Raw genomic sequence first — 13220 nt, 5'->3', positions numbered from 1 at the left:
CGTCAATTATCGCCAAGGCCACCTTTTACGGACTCATAATCAGACTTGAGCCGTCCCATTTCTTTCGCCAGGAATACTTGCAACTGGCGATTGAAGTCTTCTTTTTCCGTATCAGGTAAAGACGCATATAGCTCTTTCAATTCCTGATTGATGGCAGCCCGTTCCTCGTCGGTGACTGCATTAATGGATTTATAGTGGTATTTTCTAAAATCGTATTGCATTGGTATTCCAGTAAAGAGACTGGACGTTAGCTGTTGAAAAATTTCCAACAACTAACGTCCAGCTTATAAAAATTAAACGTTTACGATTTCATCAACTCCTGGTGCTCTTTCAAGCGCTGTTTTTCGATTCGAGCCGATACGATAATACTTACTTCGTAAAGGAGTGTTAAGGGTAGAGCCACCAGTACCTGGCTGTAGATGTCCGGCGAAGGAGTAATAATCCCTGCCACAATCAAAATCACGATCCAGGCGTGTTTGCGATAAGAGCGCATGAATGCAGGGGTCAGTACGCCCACTTTCGATAATACGTAGGCGATCATCGGCATCTGAAAGATCAGCGCGCAACCCAGCGAGAGCGTTACCAGAATACCGATGTACGACGTAATATCGAACTGGTTCTTGATTTCAGGCGTAATCTGATAGTTTGCCAGAAAGTTGATCGCCAGCGGAGAAACGATAAAATAGCCAAAAAGAAGCCCTAACAGAAACAGCATCGAGACAAAGAAAACGGCTCCTCGGGCAGCCTCTTTTTCAACGGATCTGAGCCCCGGTTTAATGAACCGCCATAACTCCCAGAAGGCATAGGGGAATGCGAAACAAAGACCAATAATAGCCGACGAAGTCATGGCCATGGTAAACTGATCCGACACGCCCAGAGACTGTAATTCAAAATTGAGTTTCTTGACGCATAAATCGGCATACCCTGTCATATCAGCCAGTTTGCACATCATCCGGTACGTCCAGAAGTCGGGGTTTTTGGGGCCCATAACCACCACTCTGAAAATATCTTCAATGAAAATAAAGGCAGCGATGGCAAATACGAAAATTGCCCCAACAGCCCGAATAATGTGCCAGCGGAGTTCTTCCAAATGGTCCAGAAAGGACATTTCCTTGCCTTCTTCGGACAGTATCTCTTCGTCAGTTACTTGATCTAGTGGCATTGTTCAATTAGCGAATGAGTGTTTGGCTGAATGAGTGAATAAGAATCTAACTATGTGAATTAGTTTCCTGTGAATAGCTATTCGCTCATTCACTCATTCGCCATTCACAATTAACTTTTATAGAGAGGAAACGCTTTCATCCACTCATTAATTTCTTCTTTTACGGTCGCTAACGTAGCAGCATCGTCATGGCTCATCAGCACCTTGTCGATATATACGACAATTTGCTCCATGTCCGATTCTTTCAATCCGCGCGTTGTCATAGCAGCCGTTCCAACACGGATGCCCGACGTTACCATTGGCGACTTATCGTCGAACGGAACCATGTTCTTGTTGATCGTAATATCCGCCTTTATAAGAGTATTCTCAGCTAATTTACCCGTCAGTCCTTTAGAACGAAGGTCGATCAGCATCAGGTGGTTATCTGTGCCACCTGAAATAATTTGATAGCCCCGGCTCAGGAATGCATTCGCCATTGCCTGCGCGTTGGCTTTCACCTGTACAGCATAGTCGTAAAAATCGTCGGTCAGCGCTTCGCCAAACGCAACCGCTTTAGCCGCAATAATATGTTCCAGTGGCCCGCCCTGCGTACCCGGGAACACCCCAGAATCCAGCAACGATGACATCAGACGCGTTTCTCCTTTTGGCGTTTTAATCCCGAATGGATTCTCGAAGTCGTTCCGCATCATGATAATACCACCACGCGTACCCCGCAGTGTTTTATGCGTCGTAGTCGTCACGATGTGGGCATGAGCGAGCGGGTCATTCAACAAGCCTTTGGCAATCAAACCAGCCGGGTGCGATACGTCAGCGAGCAGAAGCGCCCCAACTTCATCGGCAATAGCGCGAAGGCGGGCATAATCCCAGTCACGGCTATAGGCCGAAGCGCCACAAATAAGCATTTTTGGGCGCTCACGTTTCGCCGTCTCTTCAACAACATCGTAGTTAATAACCCCCGTTTCCCGTTCAACGCCATAAAATGTTGGGCGGAAATATTTACCTGAAATATTTACTGACGACCCATGCGTCAGGTGACCACCGTGCGAAAGGTCGAAACCCAGGATGGTATCACCCGGATGTAGGCAGGCTACAAATACAGCCGTATTTGCATTGGCACCCGAGTGAGGCTGCACGTTGACCCAACTAGCCCCGAAAAGCTCTTTGGCACGGTCAATAGCAATCTGTTCTACCTGATCGACTACTTCGCAGCCACCATAATACCGTTTGCCAGGCAGGCCTTCGGCGTATTTGTTGGTCAGGACACTACCAGCCGCTTCCATAACGGCGGGCGATACAAAATTTTCGGAAGCAATCAGTTCAATACCTGACTCCTGCCGGTGTTTTTCTTTGGCAATCAGATCAAATACCTGCGTATCGCGGGTGGTGGTGGCGGTCGTCATACTACGAGCGGTTAGTGCAATCGGTTGTTTCAGTGGCTGGCTAGCGCATTTTCGAACAGACAAATAGCCAACCTATTATACTACAAATGTACGGTAGAAAACGGTAGGATAGAGAAGATTTTAGCGATGAAACAATAGGATAAAACACACCCGCTATAAACAATTTTTAAGGCCCCCTTACTACAGTATCTTAAACCATCGACTTAAAACCCAATCTTATTAAGACATGACACAGACCGAAGATGATGCCCGTGTTGTGGATCAGACATAAACTTAATAACGCGATGAAAAGTCAAGTAAAAGTATTCATCTTTCTGGGCCTTCTTTTCCCAGCTTTATTTTCAGCCTGCACAGCGACATCCGTAACCCAAGGCCCTCCACCAGCCCGCGTTGAAGTTATTCCAAGAGCGCCATCGACCCGACACGTGTGGATTCCGGGACACTACGTTCGCCGGGGACGTAATTATATGTGGGTCAATGGGTTTTATCAGGTTACCCCAGCGCGTTACTCAGCCTGGGTTCCGGGTCAATGGCGCCAATCCCGCCGTGGTCCTGTCTGGGTTGAAGGACATTGGCGTTAATTGATACGTGAATTCTGAAGGGCCACTATCAGTTGATAGTGGCCTTATTTTTTTAGGCTATCCTTTCCCTTTCGTCGCTATCTGATACTGCAAAGGCGTCATGCCAGTATGCAGCTTGAATTGCCGATGAAAATGCGAATTATTGACAAATCCGCTTTCTGCGCCTACCTGCCCAATGCTCAGATTAACATCGGTAAGTAACTTACGAGCATGACTAATACGTAGTTCATTAAGGTACTCAATAAAAGATTTCCGAGTACGCTTCTTAAAATACCAACAGAAGGCAGCCGGAGCCATACTGGCCACTGACGCAATGGTCTCTATCCGAATTTCATCCCGGAAATGAGTCAGCATGAACTCCAGCATCCGCTTCATGCGCTCGGTTTCATCCCTACCAGGAGCCAGTTGATAGCCCTTACTAGCCAGCATTTTTGCACCCGAATCGGCAGCTAGCTGGTTCAATAGATTCAAAAACCCAAGCAACTGCGGCAATCCCTGTTGCTCCAGTAACTGCTTAATTAACGCTGCTAGCGACTGGCAGGTAGTCGAACTAAAGCGCAGTCCATAACGGGCACGTTCCAGCAAGTGACGTATCGAACCAGCCTCGGGTACGGCGGCTAACACGCGCTGATCAAACGAAGCTGGAAATTGAATAACAATGGATTCAGCCTGTTGTGCTGCGTTACCAGTATAAAAATCGTCGTCATTTCGCCAGAAATGAGATAAATCCGGCCCTAATAATACCAGATCCCCTGCCTGAAATGCCTCGACATGATCGCCCACAAACCGACGCCCATAGCTTTTAACAATATAGGTCAGTTCGTACTCAGGATGGTAATGCCAGGGTGCGTCAAAATACGATAGCTGAAACCGTCGAACCAGTAGCGAACTTTGCTCACTGAAGGTTATCTTTTCGAAGAGCGCTTTCAAGATATAGTGCGTTATTTTAACGTATCGGCTAGCCAATCGGGTTAGTAGTAGTCAAAATTGCACATAAATCAGTAAAAAGAGGTCAGTTATCAGTTTACAAAACCCGTTAATTTTGTCTTACTCGCTACGTCATAATGAGCGATGCAAACCCCTAGTCTTTTTCACTGATGGAAACCACAATTGACAAATCAACCTTACTGAACGAATTAGATCTGCCCTACTCGGTCAGCCCGGAAGCGATTGCATTCTACCAGCAGCATGGATATGTAAAACTCAAGCACGTATTAAGTCAAGCCGTTCTTGATTACTACGGCGCTATTATTACCGATTTAGTTTTTCGGCTTAATACGATCATCAAGCCAATGGAAGAGCGGACGACTTATGAGCGTGCTTTTCTGCAAATTATGAACTTATGGCTGGAAGATCCGGAAGCGAAAGAATTCGTTTTCTCGAAGCGACTAGCTAAAATCGCCACCGACCTGATGGGCGTTCAGGGGGTACGTATTTATCACGATCAGGCCTTATATAAAGAACCGTCGGGCGGCATTACGCCCTGGCACGCCGACCAGTTTTACTGGCCGTTGGCATCACCCAATACGGTTACGGTCTGGATTCCATTGCAGGAAACGCCCATGGAAATGGGGCCACTGGCTTTTGCCGAAGGGAGTCAGCGCGTTGAAATCGGCCGTGATCTGGAAATCAGCGATGAGAGTGAGAAAATTCTGGCCGACGAATTGCGAAAGCAAAACTTTACCGTCTATGACGCACCCTTTGATTTGGGCGAAGTAAGTTATCACGCGGGCTGGACATTCCACCGCGCGGGGCCGAACGTATCCGATCGCCCCCGCGGGGTAATGACAATGATTTATATGGATAAGGACCAGATTATCATACAGCCCCGCAACAAATATCAGGTGGCCGATCACGCCAAATGGCTCAACAATGTTCCCGTTGGCAGCAAACCACAGGATGAGCTAAACCCGATTTTGTTCAGCTATTGATAAGACAAAACCGCTTTGGGGAAACTGTTTGTTGATTCGGTCGATAAAAATGGAAATATTTTGGCGGTATTTCTGTTGTTCAACCAAACCATCACTTACCCAAAGCGGTATGAAGTCATTATTCGCGCTTATTGCGTGGTTATTCGTTACTCTAAGCGCAACGGCGCAGATTCGTAAAGACCCGACTCATTGGTCAGCCAAAGCAGATAAACAACCGGCTAAAGTTGGCGACATTGTCAGCGTTCAGATTCAAGCCGGTATTGACGATAGCTGGCATATTTACTCCAACGACCTTGATCCTACTATTGGACCAATCCCAACATCTTTTAAGTTTTCTCCATCTGATACGTATTCACTCGTGGGCAAACCGACACCGGAGGGTGTTAAAGAGGTTTTTGAAGAAGTTTGGGGGGCAAAAGTTCGCCAGTTTGAAAATAAAGCCATTTTCATTCAAAAAATCAAAATCCTAAAACCAGACGTAACTTTCTCAGGTACAGCCGAATATCAATCTTGTTCTACCAAAGAGGGTGTGTGTTTACCGCCTGCCGAAGCTGAATTTTCAGTAGCGCTCAAGGCCACTTCTACGGCAACGCTACCACAAGCTACTACGGCTACAGCCGTAGCTTCAACGCCTAAAACGACTTCGGTTACTACGTTGCCCTCTTCTGAATCGGTCACTCTGGCTACAACCCAAGCCAGCGCAGTAAGTGCAACAGAAGCGACTACAGCATCTGATGCCGCTATTGTAGAAGACGTTAGAAAGAACAACTTAGCGCTAAATGAAAACGGCACTGCAGCAGGCGGTTCATTATGGAGTTTTATGCTAGCCGCTTTCCTATCAGGGCTGGTTGCCCTGCTTACTCCCTGCGTATTTCCAATCATTCCAGCAACAGTCAGTTTTTTTACTAATCAGCAGGGTGGATTTTGGAAGGCGTTGCTATACGGTGCGTTTATCATCGGTATCTATGTATTGATTGGTACGGTTGTATCCCGTTTTAACGGTCCAGCCTTCGCCAATTTTGTTAGCACACACTGGCTTCCAAACCTCCTGTTTTTCGCCATCTTCTTTGTCTTTGGCCTTTCATTTCTAGGGCTTTTCGAGATTGTATTGCCGAACTCGCTTATTAACCAAGCCGATGCGAAATCCGAACAGGGTGGCGTTCTAGGTATTTTCTTTATGGCTTTCACGCTCGTGCTGGTGTCATTCTCCTGCACAGGTCCGATTGTCGGTAGTCTGCTCGTGGCCTCAGCGGGTGGCGAAGTAGTGAAGCCAATTCTGGGCATGGCCGCTTTTTCGTCGGCTTTTGCAATTCCTTTTACATTATTCGCGGCTTTTCCGCAATGGCTGAAAAACCTTCCCCGTTCGGGTGGCTGGCTCAACTCGGTAAAGGTTGTGCTGGGTTTCATTGAATTAGCCCTAGCGTTGAAATTTCTGAGTATCGCTGATCAGGTTTACCATTGGGGCTTACTTGATCGTGAAGTGTTCTTATCCGTCTGGATTGTCATTTTTGCGCTGATTGGCTTCTACTTCTTAGGAAAACTTCGGTTGCCACATGACAGCGAAACCAAGTTTATCAGTGTTCAAAAGCTGTTACTAGCAATTGCTACGTTCTCCTTTGTCGTTTATATGATTCCGGGTCTCTGGGGAGCACCTTTAAAGGCACTATCGGGTTATCTGCCTCCGGAAACCTCTCAGGATTTCAATCTCTACAGTCGGTCAACGGTTTTAGCCACACCAGCCACTACGTTGTCAGAAACACCAAAGTACGCAAACCTCTTTAAGCTACCGCATGGCTTACAGGGCTTCTTCGATTACAAACAGGGGCTGGCGTATGCGAAGAAAGTCAATAAACCCGTATTTATTGACTTCACTGGCCACGGTTGCGTGAATTGTCGTGAGATGGAAGCGCGCGTCTGGTCCGACCCAGCTGTGCTATCGCGTCTGCAAAACGATTTCGTGATCTTGGCTTTGTATGTAGACGACAAGACCGAACTGCCAGAAGCCGACTGGTATACCTCAACCTACGATCAGAAAGTTAAAAAGAGCATCGGTGCCCAAAACGCCGATCTACAGATTACGAAGTTCAATAACAATGCTCAACCGCATTATTGTCTGGTTAACAGTGATGGCAAGTTGCTCGTGGCACCCAAAAATTATGATCGCGACATAGCGCACTTCGTGGCCTTTCTGGAGTCGGGGAAGGCAAAATTCTAGGGCATTTCAGGCAACAGGGATGATATATTTCGAGCCTAGTTAACACAACATAAATCGGGTGAACTTACTTTTTGTTTATAGTAGAAATCAATGGCGTAGTCCAACAGCAGAAGCAATTTATAAGAACCATCCCAGTCATACAGCGAAGTCAGCGGGAACAGAACCATCGGCCCGAATCAAGCTAACGGTCAAACTTATAGACTGGGCTGATCTGATTTTTGTGATGGAAAAGCGACATAAACAACGTATCGCTGACAAGCTTTCCGACGCCATTCCAAGTAAACAACGTGTCGTCCTTAACATCCCTGATGACTACCGATACATGGATGAAGAATTGATTGAATCCATTAAATCATCCGTTTCTCCTTATCTGTGTATATCAGAGCAATAATAATCGTGTAGCGTTTACCATTTACCATTAACAAAAAATCCCCACCAGACTTTGGCGAGGATTTTTTATTAACTGATAAATTCTGTAGGCTAGGCAACTGCTTTGGCACGGACCGATTCTGCCTGTACCAATTCCATATCGGGTTTCGATTGATCAGAAACAGGAACACGGCCACGCTCCTTGCGAACGATGCGCGAGTAAAGCGATATCTCCTGATCGAACAGAAAGAGAAAAAATAGCTTCACAAACGATGTATGGTATTTCAGCGACTCGTAATACTCAGGAGCCGATTTCTTAATTTCTGGTAGCTTATTCCAGGGAATGGATGGAAAATCATGGTGCTCATTGTGGAAGCCTACGTTCAGATTCGGGCCGTTAAGCGGGCCATAATAGCTGTAGGTTTCCTGTTCAGGATCGAGCGTCAGGAAGTGCTCCTGAGCCCAGCGGGCACCTAATGGGTGGAGTCCAACCGAGAAGAATAGACACAGCACCAAAAATACCAGCGCCTTCCAGCCAAATAAGGTTACAATCAGCACATCAAACGTAATCTGAACAATAAAATTAGCAATTACCCATTTATCAAAAACAGCTAACTCTTTCATCCGCAGGGTACGAATACCTTGAAAAATAGGATAGAACAACAACCAGATGGCCTTTCCAATCGAATAGTTTTTGATAAGCTTGGCTTCATACCAGTCTGGCAAATCAGCATCTAACTCATGAACACCCTGAAACGCATGGTGCTTGATATGAAAATTTTTGAACGTCAGCGCCGTTGGAAAAATCGTTGGAAGATTGGCAAAAATAGCCGCCCACATGTTGGCCCCTGGTTTACGGAAAATCAAATTGTGTGCTGCTTCATGAATGCAAACGAACAGTGTATGGGCCGGAAATGCGCCAATAAACCACGCAGTTGCCACCACAATCCACCACGATTGGTCGCGAACAAGGTAGGCCAGGCCTGTCATGAGCGTAACGCAACCCAGAATAACCCAAAACGTAGTGGGGTTTTTCTGCCCAATCAGTTTTTTAATTTCGGGGTGAGACTTCAGGATTTGTCGGGTGCGAATCCGATGCGGTTCAGAAGCGTTCGAGTGAACAAAATTAGTTAATGTTGCCATAGATGAGTGTCGCCGGAACAACGGGGCCGCCCGCGCAGTTCGGTGAATACGAAGAGTAAAATTAACACATTTCCTACAATATACCTCTATTAATTGGAAAGCTCTTTTTTCAGGCTGAGTGAGCATAATAATAAGCAAAAAGCTGGCAGAAGGGAGTGTTCAGTAAAGGGTATCAACTTATGCTTTACTAATTTGATACTTGTATGAAATGGAAGAAAAACGGCTTCTACAATAAGCCTTTCGTCAAACCGCCATTGCCAACGTGTTGGCAGGAGGCAGCGAGTCGACAGACGTGGATCGATTGCTGGCTACAAAAATTGACTATTTTGTTTGAAGAGCGAGTCAAACTCTGTCAGAAGATATGAAGAGGTGATACTATTCATTGAACATTCCCTCTAAATTAAATATAGGTTCTCTCTTATTGATTCCTACTAACGGCGCCTTCCTCTACCTAATTGCTGTTATTCGTTGGCTTGACAAGCGCACGTAGAAAGTCCATTGCTATACAGTATGACCAGTTGTCAAAACAGTCGTCATCTAATTAGATAACGACTGTTTACACCCATTCAAACACGTTTATGTGATGCAACATCTACCTGTATACAGATTCCATAGTTACCAATAGAACCCAAACAGTGAGCTTACGGATCGTTAGTTTGGTGATCCGTAAGGCAACAAAATGACTCAACAAAGACTTATGGGGAGCAAAAATGAATGTTATGGGAAATCCTTATTATCCAAGTCGAGCTATGGACGGTAGGGCCTGCGAAACCTTTAACCTTTCATCAACTTACGGAAGAAAGAATAAGGAAAACCATCAAGAAAAATCAGGATGCACATAACAGGTGTGTTCCTTTTGAAGAGCGCATTATGGCTTGCGAATACAGAGCTGACAGGCTGCTGGCTGAAATACAGCAAATCAAGAGGCAATGGAAACTAGCATAAATAACCTTTAGGTATTACATCAACCTGATAAAGCAAGTCAAGTCGTAAACAAAGTCACTTATATAACCTGAACTTCCTGATTTTAAGACACCTTTGGTTTAACAAGAAAAGTGGAGCCAATTAGCCCCACCTTTACTAAATTCAGGTTGATTCAATAAAAAACGGAATGAGTCTTATGTAGTGAATGGTGAAATTGAAGATTTAGAAGCTGATTGGAAACGAATAGCCTAGTGAGAAGGCCACTCCGCGATTCCGCACATTTACATTGACAATAGGCACTTGTATCTGGCGCGTGAAGCCATGCGTATAGCGGCCTTCGATAAAAAACTTACCAGCCCCGGCATCCATTGCTAACCCCAGTCCACCAACGGCTCCAACATCCCAGCGACTCAACATGCCCCCGTAGTTAACATCTACATCAAAGGGTTGCGTTGTAAATAGAGCCGAAGCACGGGTACGGATACGACCGTCGAGCGCATAACTAACTGCTGGTCCAGCAATCAGGTAAGGTTGCACGGCACCTTCGCTCAGATTAACTTTAAATAGCAACGGGATTTCTAGATTCTGTGATTGGTAGGCAACCGTTGCCCCAAGTGGCAGATTGAATCCACCCAGGTTCAGATCAAGGTTTTGCTTGATAGCAACCCCTTTCTGGACATAAGCAAATTCGGGACGAAACGATACGCGGTCACTCAGTGGAATATCTAAGAAAATAGCCCCCGTTGGTCCGGCTGTCGAATGGAAAGAAGGCGTTAAGCTTCCAAGGTACTCAGGTTTAGAAGCAAAGCCCCAGTTGGCCCCACCCCGAATGCCTACCTGAACCTGAGCATATGATAGTTGCGAAATTAATAAGCCAAAGAAGGCAAAAACACTGGCAAGCACAATTCGTTTCATGGTCTTGAAGGATAAAAAATGATTAATAAAATGTGAACCTGAACTTGATTGTGTAAAGTGTTTGCAATAGGCAAATCGAGTTTCTTATCAGCGAATTTGTTGGTTAGAGAGCGTAGTATCCGTAAGGATTAATCAGAGGAGAAAAAAATTTAGACGTCTTCACAAACAGAGACTGGACCGACAAGCGAAAGGAAGCAGTTTCGCCTGGCAATCAGTTGGTTGTACTTTTTCTTGAAAACATTGTAATGGCATTGTAACTTTACTCATTACCGACTACCCTTAACTTAACGATGAAATACGTTAAACCAACTAAGTTCAGTTATCTGCCTAATTTTCTGATGCCGCTGGACCTGCTTGGCCTATTTGAGTGCGATCCATTTGGCAATTCGCTGTTATTCAGGCGGCTAATAATTGGCTTGGTAGGCTGGCTGACGTATGCCCGATACACGGTTGTGAACCGCATTGAAATTACGGGTACTGAAAACCTGGAAAATTTGCCGATCAATAACGTATTGTTTCTCTCGAATCACCAAACCTATTTTGCTGATGTTATTGCCTTTTTCCACATTTTCTGTGCGGTAAAGTGGGGGTTCCAGAATACGATGGTGCCCCCGGTCTATTTACTTGGACCTCGGGCTCGGCAATACTACGTAGCGGCTTCAGAAACAATGAAAAAAGGGATTGTGCCCCGTGTATTTGCGGCTGGTGGTGCCTTAACCATTGAACGATCCTGGCGGGCCGAAGGGCGGGAAGTGCAGCGCTCAGTCGATACGTCGGCTAATGACAAAATTGCGAAAGCATTGGCGCATGGCTGGGTTGTCAGTTTCCCACAGGGTACTACTACGCCTTATGCGCCTGTTCGGAAGGGAACGGGGCACCTCATCAAGAACATTGACCCAATTGTTATACCAGTGGTTATCAATGGTTTTCGCCGAGCCTTCGACAAGAAAGGGCTGCGTTTTAAGAAACGTAATACGTTGTTAACAGTCCAGTTTAAAGCACCGCTCCAGATTGACCCAGACGAAACGGTTGATGACATTGTTGCCAAAGTCCGCCACGCCATTGAGCAGGATGCGCCCGAATGGGCACAGGAGCAAGGTTAGTTACGATGCCGGTTAATTACCCGGACGTGGCCGTCCAAGCTACAATACCCAGCGGAAGAAAATATAAAGTGTAAAAGACAGCAGCACCGAAACAGGCAAAGTTAGTACCCAGGCAAGCGCGATGTTCCGAACGGTACCGGCCTGAAGGTTTTTAACGCCTTTATTGGCAACCATACTGCCCGCAATACCCGACGACAATACATGTGTCGTACTAACAGGTAACTTTAAAGCCGACGCTAAACCGATCATCATGGCGGCCACTAATTCAGCCGAAGCGCCCTGTGCGTACGTCAAATGTTGCTTACCAATTTTTTCACCAACCGTTACTACAATCCGGCGCCAGCCAATCATGGTGCCAAGCCCTAATGATATGGCAATCATCAGGATAACCCATAAGGGTGCATAGTCCGTAAAACGACGTAGACCACTTTCTTCACCCAGGTTTTTGTTCAGGGCCGACAACTGGTTTGCGCTAAGATTCGCTCCTTCGTCTTCAGCAATTTTTTTCATATTGCTGTTAATGAGCAACAAATCCTTTCGAACGTCCAGGCGTTTTTCGTTCGGAATTTTATTGTCCACGAGCGGACCGTTTACTAACGCCTTTAGTTCAGTTAATTCAGTACGTGTCTGGCCTAGCCGAGCGCGATTGGCAGGCGAAAGATTGTTCGAATCCAGCGCGGCAATGGTTTGTTCGATACCGCCAATGTTCGTTTGCATTAAACGGGGATCAAGATTGGTTTGCACCGCGAAGTGATACGGCACAATACCGATCAGAATCAGCATAATCAGACCAACACCTTTCTGTCCATCATTACTGCCGTGAAAGAAACTGACCAGTGAGCAGGTAGCAATTAATATACCCCGAATCCAGGAGGGAGGGAGGCTGTTCTTCTTTGGTTCTTTGAATAGAGCGTCTTTTACATCGTCGGGCACAGAACGACGTAGCACAAACATCAAAACAATGGCCAAACTGAAACCCAACAATGGAGAGAGCAAAAGGGCATAGCCGGTTTCAATAGCTTTTTCCCAGTTTACAGCGGCTCCCGTTTTATTGTCCGGCATGGTTGCAAAGGCGAGGCCCACGCCCAGAATGGAGCCAATAAGTGTATGCGAACTGGAGCTGGGTAAACCAAAATACCAGGTGCCAAGATTCCAGATAATGGCGCTGAGCAGCAACGCCATCACCATCGCCACACTATGATAAACGTTTTGATCTACGAGTAACTCAACCGGCAGGAGGTTCACAATACCCATCGCAACCCCAATGCCACCCAGCAATACACCCGTGAAATTGCAGATGCCCGACCACACAACTGCATACGTTGGCTTCAGCGAATTGGTGTATATAACTGTTGCAACGGCATTGGCCGTATCGTGGAATCCATTAACAAATTCAAAGGCGCAGGCAGCGAAGAGGCTGATAAACAAGAGGATAAAAACATCCGTTTCTAATCCAAACATAACTGATGTATCGTCG

Annotated in this window: 12 protein-coding genes; 5 read left to right on the top strand and 7 right to left on the bottom strand. The window is 46.1% G+C overall.

Going from position 1 to position 13220, the window contains the following annotated elements; genetic code table 11:
- Positions 1–2 precede the first annotated feature (2 nt).
- From ACYVEA_RS15475 to ACYVEA_RS15465, 3 genes are all read right to left on the bottom strand, one after another.
- The gene (locus tag ACYVEA_RS15475; protein WP_461114348.1) at positions 3–221 is read right to left on the bottom strand and encodes a hypothetical protein; all 219 of its coding nucleotides are present in this window, start codon (positions 219–221) and stop codon (positions 3–5) included.
- Between the two features lie 80 nt (positions 222–301).
- Entirely contained in the window at positions 302–1162 is an 861-nt protein-coding gene (gene tatC / locus ACYVEA_RS15470; RefSeq protein ID WP_461114347.1) for a twin-arginine translocase subunit TatC, read from the bottom strand.
- A gap of 110 nt (positions 1163–1272) precedes the next feature.
- Positions 1273–2562 (bottom strand): serine hydroxymethyltransferase, encoded by a 1290-nt coding sequence (locus ACYVEA_RS15465; RefSeq protein ID WP_461114346.1) that lies wholly within the window; start codon positions 2560–2562, stop codon positions 1273–1275.
- A 284-nt stretch (positions 2563–2846) separates the two neighbouring features.
- Here ACYVEA_RS15465 and ACYVEA_RS15460 point away from each other — a divergent pair, with 284 nt between their 5' ends.
- Complete coding sequence (locus ACYVEA_RS15460; RefSeq protein WP_461114345.1) at positions 2847–3143, top strand: hypothetical protein; 297 nt, start codon at positions 2847–2849, stop codon at positions 3141–3143.
- Between the two features lie 57 nt (positions 3144–3200).
- On the opposite strand, the gene ACYVEA_RS15455 is transcribed toward ACYVEA_RS15460, so the two are convergent.
- Positions 3201–4073 (bottom strand): AraC family transcriptional regulator, encoded by an 873-nt coding sequence (locus ACYVEA_RS15455; protein ID WP_461114344.1) that lies wholly within the window; start codon positions 4071–4073, stop codon positions 3201–3203.
- A 167-nt stretch (positions 4074–4240) separates the two neighbouring features.
- Here ACYVEA_RS15455 and ACYVEA_RS15450 point away from each other — a divergent pair, with 167 nt between their 5' ends.
- From ACYVEA_RS15450 to ACYVEA_RS15440, 3 genes are all read left to right on the top strand, one after another.
- Entirely contained in the window at positions 4241–5074 is an 834-nt protein-coding gene (locus ACYVEA_RS15450; protein ID WP_461114343.1) for a phytanoyl-CoA dioxygenase family protein, read from the top strand.
- Positions 5075–5183: 109 nt separating this feature from the next.
- On the top strand, positions 5184–7289 hold the full coding sequence (locus ACYVEA_RS15445) for a protein-disulfide reductase DsbD family protein (RefSeq protein WP_461114342.1): 2106 nt from the start codon (positions 5184–5186) through the stop codon (positions 7287–7289).
- Between the two features lie 58 nt (positions 7290–7347).
- Positions 7348–7680 (top strand): low molecular weight protein tyrosine phosphatase family protein, encoded by a 333-nt coding sequence (locus tag ACYVEA_RS15440; RefSeq protein WP_461114341.1) that lies wholly within the window; start codon positions 7348–7350, stop codon positions 7678–7680.
- Positions 7681–7769: 89 nt separating this feature from the next.
- Here the strand turns inward: ACYVEA_RS15440 and ACYVEA_RS15435 are convergent, their stop codons facing one another.
- The gene (locus ACYVEA_RS15435) at positions 7770–8801 is read right to left on the bottom strand and encodes a fatty acid desaturase (protein WP_461114340.1); all 1032 of its coding nucleotides are present in this window, start codon (positions 8799–8801) and stop codon (positions 7770–7772) included.
- A gap of 1146 nt (positions 8802–9947) precedes the next feature.
- Entirely contained in the window at positions 9948–10640 is a 693-nt protein-coding gene (locus ACYVEA_RS15430) for a porin family protein (protein ID WP_461114339.1), read from the bottom strand.
- 290 nt (positions 10641–10930) lie between these two features.
- On the opposite strand from ACYVEA_RS15430, the gene ACYVEA_RS15425 reads away from it, so the two are divergent.
- Positions 10931–11743, top strand: a complete 813-nt coding sequence (locus ACYVEA_RS15425; RefSeq protein ID WP_461114338.1) for a lysophospholipid acyltransferase family protein — start codon at positions 10931–10933, stop codon at positions 11741–11743.
- Positions 11744–11782: 39 nt separating this feature from the next.
- On the opposite strand, the gene ACYVEA_RS15420 is transcribed toward ACYVEA_RS15425, so the two are convergent.
- The gene (locus ACYVEA_RS15420) at positions 11783–13204 is read right to left on the bottom strand and encodes an inorganic phosphate transporter (RefSeq protein WP_461114337.1); all 1422 of its coding nucleotides are present in this window, start codon (positions 13202–13204) and stop codon (positions 11783–11785) included.
- Positions 13205–13220: the final 16 nt, after the last annotated feature.

The organism is Spirosoma jeollabukense (assembly GCF_054777855.1).
The sequence above is the reverse complement of the archived record's forward strand: the minus strand, read 5'-3'. Positions and strand labels throughout refer to the sequence as shown.